This is a genomic window from Actinoplanes ianthinogenes (assembly GCF_018324205.1).
GTDB classification, from domain to species: Bacteria; Actinomycetota; Actinomycetes; order Mycobacteriales; family Micromonosporaceae; genus Actinoplanes; species Actinoplanes ianthinogenes.
Genome location: NZ_AP023356.1, coordinates 2,504,134 through 2,522,782, shown reverse-complemented (window position 1 = coordinate 2,522,782; position 18,649 = coordinate 2,504,134). Strand labels below are relative to the sequence as shown.

The window sequence follows — 18,649 nt, the reverse complement described above, 5'->3', positions numbered from 1 at the left end:
GAAGGGGGCGCTCTTGCCGGAGCGCCCCCTTTCCCTATGCCTTGAGGCCAGCAGCTAGCTCGGACCCGAGCGCCATCAGGCCAACACCGTTTGAGCCCTTGAGAAGGACGACGTCGCCCGGGATGAGCGTGTCTCGGAGCAGCTCGCGCGCTGACTCACGGTCGGGCACATGGAGAGCGTTGATCCCTTGCTGCGCAGCCGTCTCGCCGAGCTGGGCCGCGTCGTCGTTTCCTACGGTGACGAGAAGGTCAACTCCGATCCGCCCCACCTCCTCGCCGACGCCCGCGTGGTCGGCTGAAGAGGTCTCGCCAAGCTCGTTCATCTGCCCGAGCACCGCGACGCTTCGCCGGCCCTTGGCGAGAGTCTTCAGCGTCTTCAGCGCGGCGATCATCGAGACCGGGCTCGCGTTATAGGCGTCGTTGATGACCGTGATTCCATCCGGCGCCTCCGACACGGCCATCCGCCCGCCGGAGACCGGCTCGGCCGAGCTGAGCACTCGCGCGACCAGCGCCACGTCATCGGTGAAGTGGAGGACAGCCGCCGCCGCTGCCAGAGCGTTCGAGACCAGGTGCTCGCCGTGGAGACGCAGCGACACCCGCGCGGAGCCCTGCGGTGCCTGCAAGGTGAAGGACGCCCGCCCGAATTCGTCGACCACGATCGACTCGCCCCGCACCGTCGCTTCCGGGGCCAGCCCGAATGTGACCACGTTCGCGACGGTCCGACTTGCCATCGCCGAGACGAGCGGGTCGTCCGCGTTGATCACTGCCCTGCCATCGGCCGGCAAGGACTCGATGATCTCGCCCTTGGCCTTGGCGATGTTCTCCCGCGAGCCAAACTCGCCCAGGTGGGCGCTGCCGACGTTGAGCACGATGCCGACCTGCGGCCGGACGAGCGACGTCAGGTAGGCGATGTCGCCGACGTGACGGGCGCCCATCTCCAGGACGAGGAACCTCGATTCCGGCGTGAGGCGCGAGACGTTCTCGGGCATCCCGGATTCGCTATTGCGGTTGCCGGGCGGGGCGGTGGTCGGACCAAGCGCGGAGAGGAGTTGGCCGAGCAAGTCCTTGGTCGTGGTCTTGCCGACGGAGCCGGTCACGGCGACCACGCCGAGACCCGGAATGCGTTCCGCGATGGCGGTAGCAAGTCGGCCGTAAGCCGCGAGCACGTCGCTTACGACGATGGCCGGCACGCCGACCGGCCGGGCCGCCAAGACGACCGTCGCGCCTGAGCGGATGGCCTGCTCGGCGAAGTCGTGCCCGTCGACTCGTGCGCCGGGAAGAGCGGCATAGAGACTGCCCTGTTCCACCGTGCGGGAGTCGAACGTGCAGAGTCCGGTTACCTGTGCCTCCGGGTCTGCGTTGTCAATGACACCGCCTACGGCGGCGGCGATCTCGGCAATAGTCAAAGGCAGCACCCAGGCACATTACCGCCGAACAGGCCGAAGGCCCGACCCCGGTAGCTCGCGAGGAGCAGCCAGGGCCGGGCCTTCTGGTAGTTCACGCCTCGATGGCCTCGGTCGCCTCCAGCGCTGACCGCAGCGTCCAGCGGGAGATCTTGAGTAGCTCGGCGGCCTTCGTCTGAGTGAGCTTCTCGCCCCGAGCCTCGGCTTGCGCCGCGAGCTTGTCGTAGAGCCGCCGGGTTTCGGCCGCCGGGCGCCCATTGGGCGGAGGCGGCAGGATGATCAGCTCACCCTCTGAGAATTCCTCTGCGGGCTCGACCTCGTCCGGCCCAGCCAGGGGCTTGCCCTTGGCCTCCGGATTCGCCTGCGAATTGCTGAGCGCCACCAGCGGCAGCGTTCGCGCGCCTGCCGGGACGACCACCGGAGTCGGACGCGGCGTGAAGGTCGGTAGAGCCGCGGGTACGGCGGGGGACACGCTCTCGGGGATGCGCGTTGCCGCTACCTGGCCGGTGACGATGATTGCCACGGTCGAGATCAGCATGAGGCCGTCTACGGCGATCGGCCCGAACCGCACCGCGATCGGGTCTTCGCCGTAGTAGCTCAGCAGGCCGGAGAGGTGCCGGTACGAAACGACCGCGGCAACGGCAGCGACCGGGGCCAGACCGAGGACACGGACGAGCCAGGCCCACCAGGTACGGGGCCACGGCACGCGGGCGAAGACCTCGACCACAACGGCCAGCGCGACCGGCCAGAAGATCGAGATCAGCACCGCGCCAACCTTCGGCGTCCAGTCGGCCGGAGCGCCCTCGGGCGGGATGAAGGTGTGCGCGATGTTGGCGGCGATCGAGACGACCGCACCGAGCGCGGTGCCGACATAGGCGGCGCCGCGGCCCGGTTTGGTGGATCGGCGAGACCGGAACTTCACAGCGCGCCTCCGTGGTTCTGGTGGCCGCAGAGACCCGCGACGCATTCGGGGCTGAGCGAAGAGCCGGGCGGGACGGTCCAGTCGCAGGCGATGCGGACCGTCGAGGCCGGGCGCCGGCCTCGACGAGGGGTGGGCAACTCGACTGAGCCTCGGCAGATCCAGGCCGTCGGCGTGAGTCGCGCGGGCTTGCCGCAGTGGAAGGGCACGCGGTCGGGGTGCGGGTAGTGCGACGTTGCTAGCGGGTGGTGCATGATCCCGGACTGGCACAGGCAGGCGAAGTCGTGGCCGCTGAGAGTCAGCGGGTCGATGCCGTGAAGGCGGTAGCTCGCCCAGCGGCACTCCGCACCGCGGTTCTCGGGGGTACAGATCCCTCGGCCGGTCTCGGTGCTGACCCAGAGGTCGCCTTTGGCGTCGAGTGTGCAGAGTTGGTCGCACCACGCACAGCGGCCGACGGATGGGACGAAGGGGCCTGGCTCGATCAGGATGCCGTCGTGGTTCGGGGCCAGCGAGATCGGGGTGATTGCGGTGGTCAACCGGACTCCTCGGTGAAGTCGCATTCGCGCAGGGGTGAAAGAAAGAGGCCGGGTGCGATGCGTCAGCTCCTCGGTTCGGAGGCGGAGCACCCGGCGCCCCTCAAGATAGTTGCGCAAGTGAACTTGCGCAAGTTGCCTTGCGCAACGACTACGGCAGCGGCTCGACCGGTGCCGATGCAACGCCGGGCGCCTGATCGACCCACGGGCCGACCGTGCGGAAGCCCAACTCGCGCAGCGCACGGGCGACTCGCAGCGGGCCGAGGCCGCCAATCCGGTCGACCTTTGCAGGGACGGGGGCGGTTGTGTCGCCGACCGCGACGGTGCTGTCCGGCGTGAGCCGGCCGCCCTCGTCGACCGTAACGACCGCGGTCAGCGGCGCGGCTTCGGAGGCGGTCGGCTCGGTCTCCTCGGTGGTTGCGAGCAGGACGCGGGCCGTCGGTCCGGCCTCAATCGAGCCGATGTCGGTCAGCACTCGGCGCCGTCGGCCGACGCGCTCGATGTTGAGCACCTCGGCGGCGCGGGCATCGGCATCGGTGGCGGCGAAGATGTTCGAGTCGTGCGGGTCCAGGAGGACGCGGTCGCCGACACTGAGCGCGCTGACGGTGATGGGTGCGGACAAAGGATCTCCTCGCGGGTTGGTCGCCTAGGCGGCGAAGTGCTGAAGGTGTGCGAGCTGCGCGCGGAGCCGGGTCCGCGCGCCGTAGTTCGGAGACCCCCACCAGCCGCCCGCGAGCGGGACCGACTCGTCGAGCCAGAACTTGCGGAAGAGCCGGTCGCGATGCGAGGGCGGCAGGAAGGCGAGGGCGTCGCGGACCTGGCTACGCACGTCCGCCAGCTCGGCAGCGCAATAGCCGGCGGCGTCGGCCGCGGCCTCGTCCCAGTTCGCCATGACGTGATCGGGATGGAGCTGCTCGACCTGGTCAGCGTGGATGACATGACCAGGAGAGTTGCGCCCACGCGGTGCTCGCGTCTTGTCCTGGCCGGTCCACTTGCGCCGGTCGAGCACCTGCAAGATCTGCCACTTCGCGGCCTGGATCAGGTAGGAGTCGAGGTTGCGCCCGTCGTTGCCGCGCTTCTCGTATGCCTGCCACATCGCAATAAGTCCCTCGGCTTCGAGGTCATCCGCGCTGATGGTGGACGGGGCGATTCGCCTGGAGAAGCCTTTCAGCCAGGCTCGCGCTTGGCCGATGTCGACCTGGGCGAACGGCGTGAGATCAACGGTCACGGTCACCGCCCGGAAGCCGGTACGGGCGCCAGCCGTCGGTGTCCCAGTAGGTCGCCGGGACGCGATGCGTCTGGGTGACGATCTCCTGGGTACCGTCGTGCCGCGCCAGGTGGTCGCGTGCAGCGGCCTCGCTGCCGGGCACGTGCCGAGGGACTGAGGGGCCGGGTACGACCGGCACTGCGCCTGACTCGGCGCGGGCCTCTTCGACTAGACGTCGCAGCTCGGCAACGCCCTCGTCCGTTTCCCAGCCAGGCGAGATCTGCGCGGCGAGGCGGCGCTCGCGGAGGAGACTGCGGAGGCGGCGGATCATCGGCGCGTCCCGGGGCGGGTCGGGACCTCGTAGACGGCGGCGCGGACGAGATCGGTGACCTGCGCGTCGCGCTCGTCGCGCTCCTCGAAGTCCGTGAAGTCGTAAGGGGTCCGCGTGACGTGGTCACGGGTGAGGGGCTGGGCCACTGAATTTCCCTTCTTTTTGGATTCGGGGAGGGAGTGGGCCAGCGGGGGCCGAGGTGTTCGCCTCGACCCCAACGATTTGCGCAAGTTAGCTTGCGCAAATGATCTTACGCATCTTGTCCAGAGCGCGAGACCGGGTGCGCAGTACGGAAAGCCGCGAGTAGCCGAGGCGGTGGCCGATCTCGGCGTCGGGAATCGGGTTGAACTCGGCGAAGCCGTAGGCGAGCCGGCAGACCTCCGCCTCCAGGCCGTCGACAGCCCGGAAGGCCGCCTCGACCAGAATGCGGTCCTCGACGTCCGTGACCTCATGTGGCGTGGTGGTGGCGTCGAAGAAGCTGGCGTCACCGTGGATCTCGATCTCGAAGTCGAGCGACTCGTCGGCTCGCACGGCGGCGATGACGGCCAGGAAGGTCTCCTCCGTCATCTCGTGCAGAGGCGCGATGCGCGCCCCCTCGGCGACGTCCCCGTTGGCCTTCTTCAAGATGCCGAAGGCGCGCTTGAGCGTCCGGCTGGGCACCGTCAAGCCGCCGTTGCCGTTGGCGACGGCGCCGCTGAGCGCTTCGTGCACGTGCTGACGGATCGCCCCGGCGAGACGCTCCGACCGAGCGGCCTCGTGCTCCCGGATTGCGTTCATGAAACCGACGAACGCCGCCTGTCGGGCGTCGTCGATCGGCAGGACGGCGGTGTACGTCCCCATCGCGGCCTTGAGTGCCGGGACGTAGGCGGCGAAGAGCCGCAGGATCGCGCCCTCGTCGCCGGTCTGCGCCTCCTTGATCGCGGCAGTCTCCTCAGCGGCGTCCTCGATCTTGATGGCCGGGGTATCCCAAATCTGGGCGTACATGGACATGCGAAGGCCCTCCTAGGGCATGAGGTGTCCGGCCGACGTCATCGGCCCTTTGTGGACAGGTGTTCGATCGCGCAGGTCAGGGGACAGGAAGCGTCAAGGCTTGCGCAAGATCACTTGCGCAACAAGAAATCTCCGAGAGGCGTGCGCAAGGTCACTTGCGCAACGGGTTTAGGGAACGACGAAGCCCCCGAGTGCTCCCGGGGGCTTCGTCGAAAAGGGGTAGTCAGGCGCCGAGGATGTCGGCTGCCTCCGGCAGCGTGCAGACCTTGAGGCCCAGCAGCTCGGCGTACGTGGCCTCCCATGAGGTCTCGAAGCCGGGCGGGATGACGACGTAGTCCGCGGACCGGAGTAGGTCCAGTGAGGACGTGACGGCCTGGGCTTGATCCTGGTACGGGGCCGCGTCGGGATGGTCGACACCGGGGGCGATGACCTCGTGGCCTGTGGCAGCGAGAGCGGCCAGGAGCGGGGCTAAGTTCTCCTCCCGCTTCGCTGGCGTGTCGCCGGCCGAGCCGGGCACGTACACGCGCAGCGCGCGTTCAGTCATCCAGGACCTCCCCCGTCCATGTGTCCACCGCCGACCCGAGCCCCCGGCGGACGTCTTCCAGCGCCCGGTGCACGCGCTGCAAAACGTGTTCGGATCTTACTAGCTGGTCGCGGACCTTAAGGCGCTTGGCGCATGTGGCGGCGTCGCCTGTCGGGTCCGAAATCGAACCGCTTGCCCGCTCTGTAGTGTCCTCGCGCGGGCGGGCGACCGGTGCCGCAGTCCACTGGGCCTCGGTCGCAATCGGGATAATGGTCCCCAATTCTTTCAGCTCCATTTGGACCGCCCGGAGAAGCGACGGCAGATCAGGCGCTTCGGTCGCCGGGAACAAATCGACGTCCGTGGACATTTTCCTGCTTTCCTCAGTGGGGTATCTCACTAGCTGGTGGCGCCGTAGCCGTGGCCCCAGCTCGGGCCGTAGACCGACGCATCGGACTCGATGCGGACGCCGTAGAAGTCGCTCTCCATCACGCGGCCGATCTCGCGGATCACCTCCTCCGCGTCCTCAGCCTGCGCCTGGGCGATCAGCTCGTCGTGCACGGGTAGGAGCAGGTGGTCGCCGAGCCCGGCGTCGAATACGTCCACAATGGCCTGTGCGAGCAGGTCGCGAGCCGTGCTCTGGACGACGTAGTTTGTGGCTGCATAGAGCCGGTCACGGTCCAGCGGGAGGTGTCGGCCACTGGGCGTGATGACCTCGCGCTTGCCCCATTCGGCTCGTGTCATGAGCCGTCGCGAGTACCGCTTGATCTCCGGGTAAACACCGTCATAGGCCGCGATGGCGGCCTTGACCGCGCCGAGGTCGGCACCGGTCTGCCTAGCGAGAGTCTGCGCTCCGCCGCCGTAAACCTTGCCGAAGCCGACGCCCTTATAGAGCTTCCGGTACCGCTTGCGCTGGCCCGGGGCCATCGGCTCCCAGGCGTCGCCGAGCACGAGCTTCGCCGTGAACTCGTGCAAGTCCTCGCCCGCCGCGATGGCCGCCTTCATCTTCGGCACATCGGCCAGGGCCGCCAGGACGCGCATTTCGACCGCGCTGTAGTCGGCCGCGATGATGCTTTGGCCAGGGTCGGCGATGATTGCGCGCCGCACGCGCCAATCGGACGACGGGAGTTGCTGGAGCGGCGGATGCGAGATTGACATTCGGGCCGTTCGAGCCTGAAGCCCGCCAATCGATGCGTGCAAACGGTCGTTGTCGTCCCTCAATTCGAGGAACGCCTCGGCATAACTGCCCGACCATTTGCGGGCACGCTTCGAGCGAATGACCGCATCAGCGAGTGGATTCGGTTCGCGGGCCTCGATTCGCTGCCACTGGAGATCGAGGTCGGCCAGCGGGAGTAGGACGCCCTTGTCGACCTTCGGCGCCCCGGCCGCGGTCCGCTCGGTCAACTCCTCGCCCATCGCGGTTAGCGCGGCGGCGACCTGTGCTGTGCTGTTGACGTTGGCCACGCCGTATCGAGCCGCAACCTGCTCGAACTGCTCCGCCTCGGCCAGAAGCTCGGTCCGCAGCGTCTCGATGTACGGCACGTCGAGCTTCATTCCGCGCCGTTGGAGGACGGCGAGCAGGACCTGGAGGTGGTGCTCAAACTGCGAGAGGTTGCCGAGCCCGATGTCCCGGACCATCGGGGCGATCTCGTCGAAGAGTCGCCGACCGAGAAGCACATCGAGGCCGGCGTACCGGAGATACGTCTCGTTGTCCCAGGGGATGCGCGCCCATCCGGTCGCCTTGGTAAGGCCGAGCGACCGGAAGACTGCGGTGAGGCCCGCCTGAGTGTCAGGCGCATCCGGGTCGACGTAGACCGCCGAGAGTGGCTTCAGCCCGAGTCCGATACCGCCCTCGGAGTCGGTCCGGGGGTCGAGTAGGTGAGCCAGGATGCGCGTGTCGAAGACCTTGCCGCCCAGCTCCTCGACTGCCACGCCGAGGTGCCGATCGAGGACCAGCAGGTCATACGCCGCGTTGTGGACGACAAAGGTCCGCGGCTGGCGCAACGCCCGGCGGATGTCCTGCGCGAAGCGGTCGGCGCGGAGGACCCAAGCCGTCCGGCGGTCGCCGAGCTGGACAAGACGGAGGCCGTGGCTGCGCGAGTAGATGTCGAGGCCAGTGGTCTCGGTATCCAGGGCGAGCCGACGGTCCGCCTGGGAAAGCCAGGAGTCGAAGGCCGTGAGGTCGGCATCGCACTCGGGCACGTTGATCACGCAGACCTCCCCTCCGACGAAGTGGTTCAGGGTGATCACGGGCGATCACCCCGGCCGAAAGCATGGGGGAAGCGAAACCAGTTGCAGCTCCTGATTTCCGGCACCTGTGGACAGCTTGTCCACAGCGGAACTACACGCTCGTTCAGGGTGACGACTCCTTGAATGCGCCGAGGGCCGCCTCCGCGTGGGAGAACGGCCCTCGGTGGGCGGGAAGAGATCAGGCGGAGCAGGAGCCGCCGCAACAGCCAGCGCCCTCGGGCCGCGGCTCGGCCGGGTCCATGTCAGGCACGTCCGGGTGGGAGACCGCGGCCGGGGCCGGGTCGCCGCAGACGTTCGCCTTGAAAAGCGGACAGCCGCCGCAGCCGCCGGAAACGCCGCAGTCGTCAGCCGGGGTGCTGCCAGGAGCGAGGATCATCAGACCTCCGAAAGTTCGTCGCTGAGCGACGGAGCCGAGATGGTTGCGACCGGTGAGTGGGCCAGCGCCCCGGCAGGTGTTCGCTCCTCGGCGACTTTTTCTTCGGCGATGTGATCCGAGCTGCGTGCGAGCCGGATGCCGGTGAAGTAGACGCCCGCCCGGTCCTTCCGCTTGCCCGCGCCGCGCTCCTCCAGCGCCGCGAAGAAGGTCCGGCGCGTCCAGACCTCCTTGCTCGGAAGGTTCTCCTCTTCGACCCAGCCGAGATACGCCTCGAAGGCCACCTTGCCGGTGATCTTCGCGTCGTCATCGAAGACCAGGACGCCGGGCAGGACGCCCGCGAGCGCATCGCTCGTCTGCCGGTACTCCCGTGTTGCGTCCACGATCGGCAGCGGGTCGGCCAGACCCTCGCGGAACCACTCGACCGCACCGCGGACGGCCCAGGCGAGGATGCCCTGAGCCTCGGCGAGGAGCTTGTCGCCGAGCTTGTGGTCGCGCTCCTCCGGGGCGAAGTACCGCTCGAACGGGATGAGCTTCACCCGCCGCCAGAGACCCTCATCCTGGCCGCGGAACTGCGGCCGGAAGTTGGTCGCGAGCATGAGCAGGAAGGTCGGCTTGAACTCGAAGAACTCCTTGCGCATGAAGCGGGCGGAGATCGAGTCGCGGCCGGTGACGCGCTTGAGCACCGCCTCGGCCATCGGCCGGCCCTGCTCGCCCTCGCTGGCCATGACGAGTCGGGAGCCCTTGAGCGCAGCGAGATCATTCGGGATGCCGCCGGACGGCTTCTCCTCGAAGGTGGAGAACGGCGTCGTCACCACAATCTCGCGGAAGACCTCGGTCAGCGTGTCGGTGAAGACGCTCTTTCCGTTGGCGCCCTTGCCCCAGAAGACCGCGAAGCACTGTTCGGTGGTCAGGCCAGTGATGCCGTAGCCGACAAGCCGCCGCATGTACGCCGGGAGCCCCGCGTGCCGGATCGGGTCCGGGAAGATCTCGTCCATGAACCTCTCCCAGCGCGGAGCGGTCGCGGCCGGGTCGAAGTCCAGGTCGATGCGCCGCGTGAGCAGGTAGGCCGGGTCGTGCGGGAGCAGTTCGCCGGTTCGCAGGTCGACGACGCCGTTCCGGCAGGCGAGAAGGTGCGGGTCCTTGTCGAAGTCGGCCAGGTCGGCGGCAACGCCCCGAAGGGCCTGAAGCTCGCGGACCATCGCGTCGATGCCCTTCTTGCTGTTTGCGGCCTTGGCGAACTGCTTGACCGCGACGACTCGCCCACGCAGCTTCTTCGCCTCGCCGGACGGATCGCCCGCGGCCTCGATTGCTTCCAGCTCGGCGACCAACTCGGCGGCCTCGTTCCAGAGGTCACCCGCGACGTCTTGTGCGGCCGTGCGGACCTCGTCGAGCCGGTCGGGACGCCAGACGCCGTGACGCAGGAGGAAGAAGCCCGCCTCGGGGCTGTACCGCACGCCAGAGCCGAGCGACTCGAAGTGCGTCTTCAGCCGGCGGGCCGAGGCGACCTCGGTCAGGTCCGCGTCGGAGAAGGCATCTACCCGTGCGGCCACGCCGCCGAGCGCTGGGGCGGTCGACACGGCGCGCGTGAGGTCGGTGGCGAAGGTGGCCGGGTTGTGCTCGCGCCAGGCCGTAAGGTCGTCGCCGTCTCGAGGCGGCCGGACTCGCCGGACGTGCTCGCCGCGCTTCGCCAGCTCGGCCGTGAGGGTCCGGCTGAAGGCGTCGCCCGAGCTGTCGGCGTCGCCGCAGACCACAATCGGTCGCCCGCCCGCCATGCGGACGATGTCGGCGGCCACGCTGCCGGCCAGGCCGGCGCCGCGCACGAGGATCACGTCGTAGCCGACCGCGCAGGCGGTCAGGCCGTCGCCGGGGCCTTCGGTGACGAGCACCTCGGCCCAGCCGGATTCGCCCGGGAGCCATCCGACCTTGGCCCAGCTTGCGCCCTCCGGCGACTTCGCGCCGAGCCAGCGGACGCGGGCCTTCGGGTCGAGCGCGCGGGCCTGGTAGCCACGCGGGACGCCCAGCTCGTCGCGGAACGGGACGACCAGGCGGGGGCCGCCGCCCAGGCCGACGGCATACCCGAGGCCGAGCCGGTGGCAGTCCGCGGCGTCCAGGCCGAAGCGGTCGCGGGCGTAGGCGTACGCCTCCTCCTCGCCGCCGCTGATCAGGTTGGCCGCCCAGCGGTCGAGGTCGGCGGCGAGCGCCGCGATCTCCGCTGGACCGGCCGGGGTGGCGGTCGACGTCGCGCGAGCTCGGATCTCACCCGGTTCGACAGCCGCCAGCTCGGCCCAGGTCAGCCCGAGTGACTCGACGACCTTCGCGGAGTGGCATCCAGCGCGGCACTTCAGGAGCACGCGGCCGGTCTCAGAGACGGCGATGCGCAGGGAAGGTCGAGAGTCGGAGTGCGCCGGGCACGGAACTACCCAGCCGTCGCGCTCCTCGACGACCTCGGCGAAGCGGCCGAGGAGGTCATCCAGGGTCACAGAGTTTCCTCTCGTCAAAGGGACGAGAGGGGAGTGGGCCAGAGAGGGGCGCGGTGTTCGCTCGAAATCTGCGACGCAGGATCAGCCGGATACCTCGATAGAGTGAAACCTGTCACTGCTCCCGCGACTACTAGTCTTTAGACTAGCGCTATCGCTGCACGTCAACAGCGGTTTACACCGACTGCCGGAAAATCCACTACACCCTGACGGTTATTTTTGCTGGTCAGAGCCTCGGTATGGTGCTTTGTGGATGGAGACGGCAACGCCGGGATTGCGGCCCGGCGCCGCCTCCGGAAGCCCATCGCGTAGGAAGGAACCCCGTTGAGGCAGAAGGTACCCCGCCAACGTGACCGCCGCGTAGTGCTCGCACTGATCGCCGCTACGCCTCCGACCCTTTTGGCGGTCGCGGCGGTCTTGCAAGCCTGGCCGAAGTAGCCAGAAATGCCAAAGGCCCCGACTCGGCGCAATGCCGGGCCGGGGCCTTTCGGTTCGTGCGGTTGCGGGTCTACTCGGCCAGCCGACCGGTCGCTGCGGCGAAGGCGTCCTTGACGTCCTTGGCGATCCGACCCCGGTCGCCGACCTGGTGGCCGTTCTCCTTCGCCCAGGCCCGGATCTCGGAGGTGGAGGCGGTCAGGGTCGGGGTGGAGATCTCGGTCATGTGCGCTCCTTCGTTGTGTGGCGAGGTTGCCCGGCGGGCTCGTTGAGAAAGTGGGCCAACAACGCGGGGGTGTTCAGGCGGTTTCGCCTTGCGCCGGGCCAGCATCCGGGCCAGCCGGACGGCATCGGTCGGCGCGACGTAGCGCTTCCGCCCATCGCCGAGGTGGCCGGCGAAGAAGTGCCAGCAGTGTTCGCGCTCCAGAACGCCGCAGAGCGCACATCCGTTTGGCGGCGTCACGGCGACAACTCCTTGCCGAACGCCTCGCCTGCCTCCGCCTCGGCCTGGCGGATGTGCGCGTCGTAGACGGCGATCGGAACGTGGTCGCGAAGCAGTTCCTCCGCGCGGCGGAGCCGGATCAGGACCCGCGCCCAGGTGGCGACCGTGGTCACGGCGTAGCCGGCGCCCGCGCCGCGCCGAGCCCGCTTGATGAACGCGACGCCGTACAGCTGTCCCGCGTGGAGCTTCTGCTTCTCCGCTCCGTCCAGGCCCTCCCGGATGGCGTCTTGCCAGGATTTATAGTCCTTAGCCTGCCCTACGAACGGGTCGAGGCCGTGAAGGTCTCCAACGTCACGAAAGCCCGCCTGAGCTGGGCGGTAGGCTCCGATGCCAGCTGTACGAAAGAACGCGGCGAGGGCCGTCTCCCAGCGGGTGCCTTTCGCCTTCGCGGCATTGCTCACGCCGAGATCTCCCAACGGACGCGCAAGACGCCATCGGTGCCACGGTCTCCTCGGCGCCGGCTCGGCGAATCCCAGCCGGACCGCGGCGGCAGGACGGCCGCCCGAGTCCAGCCGACCGCGCGCAAAGACGCACCCGACTCGTCAGCCTGCGTGTACGTCACCGCATGGGTGTATCCGAGGGCACGGGCAGCCCGCCAACACGCCCCGTACAGCATTGAACAGGCGTTGTAGGTGCCGTCGGTAGCTACGCGAGTGACCTCGATGGTGCGGCCGTCGTCCAGGGCTCGCGCGACTGGGCGCCCGGCCATTGCCACACCAACGAGATCCGTTTCATTCGCTACCCCCACGGCAAATCGGTATCCCTGCGGGCGTCGGTGGTGACGATGAACATGGTCAACGAAAGCAACTGCGGCATCGCGAGTGATGGGCACCAACCGAAGTCGGGTCACGCGCGCTCGATCCGGACGCCTCGGATGACGGCGTCGCCGACGGCTGCGGCCCAGCGGCTTCGATCGGTCGAGCTGGCTTCCCCGGTGATCACGACGTAGTCGGCCGCGGTGAGATCGGCCAGCTCGCCGATGCGGGTCAGCTCGCGGTCGTGGCCCTGCTTCGCGAGAAGGTTCAGGATCAAGCAGTCCTCCTATGGAAGCGGCCCCGGGCCGGGGGAAGATCCCGCCGACCCGAGGCCGTTGCTAGTTGCGAAAGATCACTTACGCAGCTGGGCCGAGAATGTCGATCACCGGCTTGGTGAACTTCCTGCGCTGGCCGCCCGCGTCGAACTCGACGACCTCCAGGCCGAGCCAGGCGTACGCCGGCCCGTTGATGGTGGCGAGCTTCTTCTCGACAGAGACGATGTCCTTCACCAGCGACCAGGAGCCGGAGACGAACTTGAAGCGCCCGATCGTCTCGTCGTCGACCAGGCGGAAGAAGATGGAGATCGACGGCTGGCACCCGGTGCCGCGCTTGGCGGCCTCCTTGCGCTCGGTGAAGCTCGCCGGGCATTCGCACGGCTTGCCCTTCGCTTCGTCGCCGGTCTGCTCGACGCCGTCGCAGCGACGGATCGCGCCCGCGCGGCCCCAGAGGACCATCTCCTGACGGATTGACTCGGGGCCGTCGAGCAGGATCTTGACCTTCTCGGCCTTGGTGAAGACCTCCAGGGTGTCCTCACCCTTGGTGTCCCAGGTCTGCGGGGCGTCGCCGCCGTAGAGACCCACGATCGCATCGGCGACGTCGGGGTCTCCGGTGGTGACTCGCCACTCGGTCAGGCTGGCTGGCCGTCCGTTGATGGAGTAGCCGGAGCGAAAGCGACCGACGAGGTCATCAGCGAAACGCTTGCGCTCCTTCGGCGCGGCCTCGGGGTCGGTCTCGAAAATACGCAGGCCCAAACGGTGCCTCCTGAGTACAGCGCGGGAGCGACCCGCGCGGATTCTTGGTAACGAGCAAGTGGGCCAGCGGCCCGGACCTGTTCAGGCGAGGTCTGGGGCGGCCTTGCTCGTCTTTGGCGCGTGGGCCAGGACTGAGGCGATACGGCTGGAACGCCGGGCGCCCATGTGCGGGAGGATCGCCCGCATGACCGCCTCGGCGCGTGGGCCGGAGATCTCGGCGTGCCAGAGCGCGGTCTGCGGCGGCGGTCGAAGAGAAACGCGGACGTTCGCGCCGACCAGCTCGGCCGCGCGTGTAACGATGTCCCGGTCCGTCATCCCCAGACGTACGCGCGGGTAGCGCTGCCGGTGGAGGTCAAAGGCGCCCTCGCCTTCGAGCAGGCCGGCCAGCCAAGCCAAGTCGACCGGGCTGGCATCCTCGATCACGCAGACCGCCGGGCGCGCGGAGCTGGAGTCCGTCGAGTTGGCTTCGCGCCCTCGTTCAGCGGGTCGCCGATAACCGTCTCCTTGAACTCTTTCTCCCAGCGGAAGACCTCGCGGAGGTGGAGGAAGAACTCGAAGCTCTCCGGTCCACAGTTGACCGGGACGAGCTTCCAACCCTCCGGGCGGACGTGCAGCACGGCGCCGCCTTCGGCCTTCGGCAGCGGGACGCGGCTGCCGTCCGGGCGGATGATGTAGTCGGCGTGGCGGTACGCGGCGAGCTGGAGTGCCACCTCGGCATGAACGCCGGAGCGAGTCGTCTTCCAGTCGAGCCAGACCGCCTCACCCTGGATAGTCGCGAAGGCGTCGAACGAGCCGGCGTAGTCGTGTGCTTCCGACCAGACCGTCTCCTCTGTGAAAACGATCTCAGGCTGGAACTCGTCGAGGAACGTGCCGAAGTGCTCGACGAAGGGCTTCAGTTCGGGGTGCACACGCCCCACAGCCTGGCCTTTTGCCATGCGCTCGAAGTAGTCGTGCGCCTCGCTGCCGACGTCGGCGGCCTTCTTCGTCTCGCGGTCGGGTGCCCGCTTGAGGTAGTCGATCGCACCGTCGGCATCGCCGCGGAGCGCAATTCCGACGATGTCGCCGAGGTTCTGAACCGCGTATTCCGCGACAACCTTCGAGGCCCAGAACTTGAGGAAGGGCTTCGGAAGCATTCCGACGACGCTCGTCACGCCGGGGGCTTTAGCGCCGGACTCGGGATTGACATAGAAGCGCGAGTCGCCGCGCGTGATGGTGTTGATCTTTGGAACAGTCATGCGTGCGTGTCCGGCCTTTCATCGGCGATTAGGACACACAGCAAGTGGGCCAACGCGGAAAGGCTGTTCACGCGAACGCGAGAAACCCCACGCCGGGGGTGGCGGCTTGGGGGTGTGACGGAGTGACGGAAGTATCGTCACTTCGTATTGGTGCTATAGGGGGAGGAGAAGACCTATAGAGAGGAAGCTAGGTGACGGAACTTCCGTCACTTCGTCACGCGCGGCCGGCGCCCTGCCCCGCGAGCAGCTCGCGCAGCTCGGCGACGCGGGCTGCTAGCTTGTCTAGCGCCTCTATGGCCTGGTTCTGCTGGACAGTATCTAGGCTGATCAGGGACTTCTCGGTCGTCTGGTCCACGATGACCTGTGCTGCGATTAGACCGCGCAGGGTATCGGTCGTGCCTGGCACGTTTAGTTTCTTGGCAGCCTGCACTAGGGACGACCGCTGCTTATCGCGTTCGTGCCCGCGCTCGCGTAGCGATGCCTTTTGAAGGCCGGCATCATCCAGTTGTTCCTCTGTCAGCGTTTCACGCTGAATCGTCGACAAGTGATAACGCACTGCGGATTGCGTGCTGTTAATCAGCTCGGGCGGGAATGCAGCATCACTATAAAGTTCCCGCATGGCTAGCCGATACGTGCCGTTGGTTCCAGCCCAATCCGGCTCGCCTTCAGGGGTCAAAAAGTGCTGACGTAGTTCAAGCACAAGATGCGCAACCCGCTTTAAAATCGGACTGCGCTGATCCTTGCCATCCGCGAGTCGCAACTTTTTTAGCTCCTCGCGCAATTCATCTTTCACTGCATCTAATTGGCGCATGGTGCTGTGCGTCATGTCTTCCGAGACTCCTTGTCGTGCCGGAGTTGATACCGAGTCAGGATACTTGCGCAAGGGCGTTTGCGCTCATCCGACTTCCGGCGAGTGTGGCGATGCGCGCGTGGGCGCGTACGCAACGCGGTGACACTAGCGGAAGCTAAGACACAGAAAGGCCCCGCATGGGCGGTTTACACCGCTCACACGGGGCCTTTCTTAACCTTCTTCTAAGGTGGACTGTGACTAAGTCGTGATCAGCGCCTCGAACAGTCGATCGCATTTCTCGAACATGTGTTCGATAGAGCTGACGTTTGCAATGGTGAAGGCCGTTGTGCGGTCCCCGAGCGCCACCTCGCTCTCATGCGTGTCCGACTCGTCCAGACCGGGCCGAATCACCCGGACCAGCACGCCGCCGGCCGCCTCGACCGCGTCCGCCTCGTTCGGGAAGCGGACATCGGTGATGACCGCTGGGCTGTCGCGTGCCGCGACCGCGGACATGACCGGTCGGACCCAGAAGTCCGGGTCGACTTGGCGGATGGCGACGCCGTAGTTCTGGAGCGTCCGCCTGACTTCCGGCAGCTCCTTTGCAACCTCCCAGCCGTCTCGGGTGACGACCTCGGAGAGTCGGTAGGACAGCCAGGCGGGCTCGGCCGGGACGACGATCGGGTCCAGCCCGAGGGCCGCCTCGCGGAGGAGATCGGCGAAGGCGAAGCGCCGGAAGCCGTGCTTCTCGACGAGGCGTGATGCGATGGTGTCCTTGCCGACCCGCTTGCGGCCGACGAGGCCGATCAGCGGGGTGCTCACGCGAGCCGATCCGTCGCGAACGCCGTGCCTCCCGCTTGGAGGACGGGTGTCGCCTTGCCCTCGAAGTAGAGCTTCGTCATCAGCGCGTCGGTCTTTGCCGCGCGGGCCTCGCCTGGCCAGGAGTGCGCGCCGCGGACGTACGTGTACGGCGTTGAGTCCGGGCCGGAGTAGCGGACGATCACGACGTCGCCCGCCTTCCACTTCATCGCCTGGCGGATCGCGGCGGTGCCGAGCGCGACGACCTTGCCGCCGGGCAGCTCGACGGAGAGCGCCTCGCCGGTCGGGTCGACGTTCTTCACGGTGGCGAGTGCGCCGCCCAGCTCGGGGATGAGGTGGACGCGGTCGCCCACCTTCGGTCCGTTAAAGACGACGCGCTGAGGAGCGCCGAAGTAGGTGTCGAGGACGTGTCGATCCCAGCCGTTCATGCGTGCCCTTTCGATATCCGTTTCGGACACCGGGCCAGTGGGCCAGGGCGGTCGGAGGTGTTCAACAAAAAAGGAGCCCCGCCCCAGAACGAATCCAGGGCGGGGCGATGGCGGTCAGCGTGGCGGCGTCAGGCGGGAACCGGGCGGCGGCGTGGCGGTGCCGCGGGCGGACACGTGGCGGGACGTGGCGGTCAGGCGGGCGGTGCCGCCACCAGATCGGGCGTCTCCGCCTCGGACTCGGGCGTCTCCCCGCCCTCGTCGCCGCCAGCGGTGGCGTCCTGGCTGGCGGTCGTCGGGGCGGGCACGAGAGGGCGGCCGTCTGCGTCACGCGGGTCCGCAGTCGGGGTCACGTGCCGGCGAGCCCAGTAGGCCGCCACTAGCGGGCCGACGATGGCGATCACTTCGACCGAAGCATCCCGAATGTCGTCGGGAATGGCGACGCCGTACCGCCCGAGAACGGCGACGATCAGGCCCACGACCGCCACGATGGCAGCGCGGGTCACGAGGGGCTGGCGGGACAAGGGCGGCTCCTACTGATAGAGGCGGGAGATGATCGGGGTCAGGGCGGCCACGATGGCGGAGAGCGTGCCGAGGGCGGTCCACATCGCCCGGGGCGAAACGGTGGGCGTCGCCTCGACCGCCCGGAGGCGGACCTCAAGGTCGGCGAGGCGGCGGTCGTGTTCGTCGACCTGGGCGGCCTGGCGGGCGAGGGCGGCGTCGACCTTGCCCTCCAGGCGGGCGAGGGCGATCAGGACGGCGGCGCCGCCATCGTCGGGCGGCGGGATGGCGGAGGTCACGGGCTCACTTCTTCCGCAGGGCGGCGAGGGTGTGCGGGCCGATGATGCCGTCGTCGTCGAGCTTCTTGGCTCGCTGGAAGGCGCGGACGGCCTTCTCGGTGGCGGGGCCGAAGTCGCCGTCGGTTGTGAGCTTGGCGCCCTTGGCGTTCAGGAGCCGCTGGGCCTCCCAGACGTCCGTGCCCTTCGAGCCCTTTTTGAGCTGGCGCGAGCCGAGGGTGCGCTTCGGCAGCCCGGCGGGCGGCTTCGGTGCGGACGGCTTGGCCGGTGCCGGGGCTGGGGCGGGCTTCGGGCCGGCGATGAGGCCGATCGAGATCAGGTACCGCTTGAAGAGCGCGGTCAGGTCGCGGCCGGCCTTCGTGGCGTCGCGGAAGAAAGAGATGTGCGTGTGGAAGGTGTGCGAGCTGTCGCCGCTGGTCCGCCGGCCGAGCCGGTCCCAGCGGTGCACGGTGCGCCCGTCGAGGCTGTAGATCACCTCGCGGATGTCGAGGGTGTCGCTGGCGCCCTTCTTGCACTCGGCGACGAGCCAGGCGCTGAAGGTCCGGAGGGTGTGGGTCTTGCCCTTGACGGTGATCGAGAAGTAGCCGACGTCGAGGGCCGAGGCGTACGCGCTGAGACTGGCCTTGTCCCGGCTGGACTCGGTTGCGGCGTAGCCGGTCTTGGCCTGCTCGGGCAGGCCGAGGTGGTAGCTGTTGCCGTTCTTGACGTGCGCGGTGTCGCCGACGATGCCGACTTCCAGCGGGTCGAGGTCGGTCGGGTAGGCCGAGCTGTTCTCGTGGATGTCGAGGTGATCGAGCAGGAGCGAGCGGACGGCCTTGAGGTTCGCGGGAGCGGTGGTCAACGGGTCCTTCCCGGGCA

At 68.1% G+C, this 18,649-nt stretch carries 25 protein-coding genes; all 25 read right to left on the bottom strand.

The features are described from left to right. Nucleotides 1-34: 34 nt before the first annotated feature. Nucleotides 35-1,414, bottom strand: coding sequence for a UDP-N-acetylmuramoyl-tripeptide--D-alanyl-D-alanine ligase (locus tag Aiant_RS11665; protein WP_189333185.1), 1,380 nt, complete (start codon nt 1,412-1,414; stop codon nt 35-37). 82 nt (nt 1,415-1,496) lie between these two features. After that, nucleotides 1,497-2,324, bottom strand: coding sequence for a hypothetical protein (locus tag Aiant_RS11660; RefSeq protein WP_189333186.1), 828 nt, complete (start codon nt 2,322-2,324; stop codon nt 1,497-1,499). Beyond that, a complete protein-coding gene (locus Aiant_RS11655) occupies nt 2,321-2,857 on the bottom strand; it encodes a hypothetical protein (RefSeq protein ID WP_189333187.1) in 537 nt (178 codons plus the stop codon). The genes Aiant_RS11660 and Aiant_RS11655 overlap by 4 nt, the downstream gene beginning before the upstream one ends. A gap of 148 nt (nt 2,858-3,005) precedes the next feature. Beyond that, the gene (locus Aiant_RS11650; protein ID WP_189333188.1) at nt 3,006-3,476 is read right to left on the bottom strand and encodes a hypothetical protein; all 471 of its coding nucleotides are present in this window, start codon (nt 3,474-3,476) and stop codon (nt 3,006-3,008) included. Nucleotides 3,477-3,500: 24 nt separating this feature from the next. After that, nucleotides 3,501-4,082, bottom strand: coding sequence for a sigma factor (locus Aiant_RS11645; protein WP_189333189.1), 582 nt, complete (start codon nt 4,080-4,082; stop codon nt 3,501-3,503). After that, a complete protein-coding gene (locus Aiant_RS11640) occupies nt 4,072-4,224 on the bottom strand; it encodes a hypothetical protein (protein WP_189333190.1) in 153 nt (50 codons plus the stop codon). Before Aiant_RS11640 ends, Aiant_RS11645 begins: the two co-directional genes overlap by 11 nt. Before the next feature lie 164 nt (nt 4,225-4,388). Then, nucleotides 4,389-4,538 carry a hypothetical protein gene (locus tag Aiant_RS11635; RefSeq protein WP_189333191.1) on the bottom strand — a complete coding sequence of 50 codons (150 nt, stop codon included), beginning with the start codon at nt 4,536-4,538 and terminating at the stop codon, nt 4,389-4,391. Nucleotides 4,539-4,623: 85 nt separating this feature from the next. Then, complete coding sequence (locus tag Aiant_RS11630) at nt 4,624-5,382, bottom strand: sigma-70 family RNA polymerase sigma factor (RefSeq protein WP_189333192.1); 759 nt, start codon at nt 5,380-5,382, stop codon at nt 4,624-4,626. A gap of 223 nt (nt 5,383-5,605) precedes the next feature. Beyond that, nucleotides 5,606-5,926: a DUF4406 domain-containing protein gene (locus Aiant_RS11625; RefSeq protein WP_189333193.1), complete on the bottom strand. Its 321-nt coding sequence runs from the start codon at nt 5,924-5,926 to the stop codon at nt 5,606-5,608. Further along, nucleotides 5,919-6,272, bottom strand: coding sequence for a DUF7169 domain-containing protein (locus tag Aiant_RS11620; protein ID WP_189333194.1), 354 nt, complete (start codon nt 6,270-6,272; stop codon nt 5,919-5,921). The genes Aiant_RS11625 and Aiant_RS11620 overlap by 8 nt, the downstream gene beginning before the upstream one ends. Before the next feature lie 29 nt (nt 6,273-6,301). Then, a complete protein-coding gene (locus tag Aiant_RS11615) occupies nt 6,302-8,152 on the bottom strand; it encodes a DNA polymerase (protein WP_189333195.1) in 1,851 nt (616 codons plus the stop codon). Between the two features lie 375 nt (nt 8,153-8,527). Beyond that, complete coding sequence (locus Aiant_RS11610; protein WP_189333196.1) at nt 8,528-11,008, bottom strand: phage/plasmid primase, P4 family; 2,481 nt, start codon at nt 11,006-11,008, stop codon at nt 8,528-8,530. Nucleotides 11,009-11,513: 505 nt separating this feature from the next. Then, entirely contained in the window at nt 11,514-11,666 is a 153-nt protein-coding gene (locus Aiant_RS47010) for an Lsr2 family DNA-binding protein (RefSeq protein WP_229830673.1), read from the bottom strand. Between the two features lie 233 nt (nt 11,667-11,899). Further along, nucleotides 11,900-12,343, bottom strand: coding sequence for a hypothetical protein (locus Aiant_RS11600; protein WP_189333198.1), 444 nt, complete (start codon nt 12,341-12,343; stop codon nt 11,900-11,902). Continuing rightward, complete coding sequence (locus tag Aiant_RS46850; protein WP_342358077.1) at nt 12,340-12,774, bottom strand: XF1762 family protein; 435 nt, start codon at nt 12,772-12,774, stop codon at nt 12,340-12,342. Before Aiant_RS46850 ends, Aiant_RS11600 begins: the two co-directional genes overlap by 4 nt. A 14-nt stretch (nt 12,775-12,788) precedes the next feature. Next, the gene (locus Aiant_RS11595; protein ID WP_189333199.1) at nt 12,789-12,974 is read right to left on the bottom strand and encodes a hypothetical protein; all 186 of its coding nucleotides are present in this window, start codon (nt 12,972-12,974) and stop codon (nt 12,789-12,791) included. Between the two features lie 79 nt (nt 12,975-13,053). Then, on the bottom strand, nt 13,054-13,728 hold the full coding sequence (locus Aiant_RS11590) for a recombination directionality factor (RefSeq protein WP_189333200.1): 675 nt from the start codon (nt 13,726-13,728) through the stop codon (nt 13,054-13,056). An 81-nt stretch (nt 13,729-13,809) separates the two neighbouring features. Further along, a complete protein-coding gene (locus Aiant_RS11585; RefSeq protein WP_189333201.1) occupies nt 13,810-14,151 on the bottom strand; it encodes a hypothetical protein in 342 nt (113 codons plus the stop codon). Next, nucleotides 14,148-14,963, bottom strand: a complete 816-nt coding sequence (locus tag Aiant_RS11580; RefSeq protein WP_189333202.1) for a hypothetical protein — start codon at nt 14,961-14,963, stop codon at nt 14,148-14,150. The genes Aiant_RS11585 and Aiant_RS11580 overlap by 4 nt, the downstream gene beginning before the upstream one ends. 214 nt (nt 14,964-15,177) lie before the next feature. After that, nucleotides 15,178-15,789 (bottom strand): hypothetical protein, encoded by a 612-nt coding sequence (locus tag Aiant_RS11575; protein WP_189333203.1) that lies wholly within the window; start codon nt 15,787-15,789, stop codon nt 15,178-15,180. Nucleotides 15,790-16,011: 222 nt separating this feature from the next. Beyond that, on the bottom strand, nt 16,012-16,572 hold the full coding sequence (locus Aiant_RS11570; RefSeq protein ID WP_189333204.1) for a deoxynucleotide monophosphate kinase family protein: 561 nt from the start codon (nt 16,570-16,572) through the stop codon (nt 16,012-16,014). After that, on the bottom strand, nt 16,569-17,027 hold the full coding sequence (locus tag Aiant_RS11565) for a hypothetical protein (RefSeq protein WP_189333205.1): 459 nt from the start codon (nt 17,025-17,027) through the stop codon (nt 16,569-16,571). Before Aiant_RS11565 ends, Aiant_RS11570 begins: the two co-directional genes overlap by 4 nt. A gap of 161 nt (nt 17,028-17,188) precedes the next feature. Then, nucleotides 17,189-17,473 carry a hypothetical protein gene (locus Aiant_RS11560; protein WP_189333206.1) on the bottom strand — a complete coding sequence of 95 codons (285 nt, stop codon included), beginning with the start codon at nt 17,471-17,473 and terminating at the stop codon, nt 17,189-17,191. A 54-nt stretch (nt 17,474-17,527) separates the two neighbouring features. After that, a complete protein-coding gene (locus Aiant_RS11555) occupies nt 17,528-17,794 on the bottom strand; it encodes a hypothetical protein (RefSeq protein WP_189333207.1) in 267 nt (88 codons plus the stop codon). Nucleotides 17,795-17,798: 4 nt separating this feature from the next. Further along, nucleotides 17,799-18,632, bottom strand: a complete 834-nt coding sequence (locus tag Aiant_RS45610) for a peptidoglycan-binding domain-containing protein (RefSeq protein ID WP_189333208.1) — start codon at nt 18,630-18,632, stop codon at nt 17,799-17,801. Nucleotides 18,633-18,649: the final 17 nt, after the last annotated feature.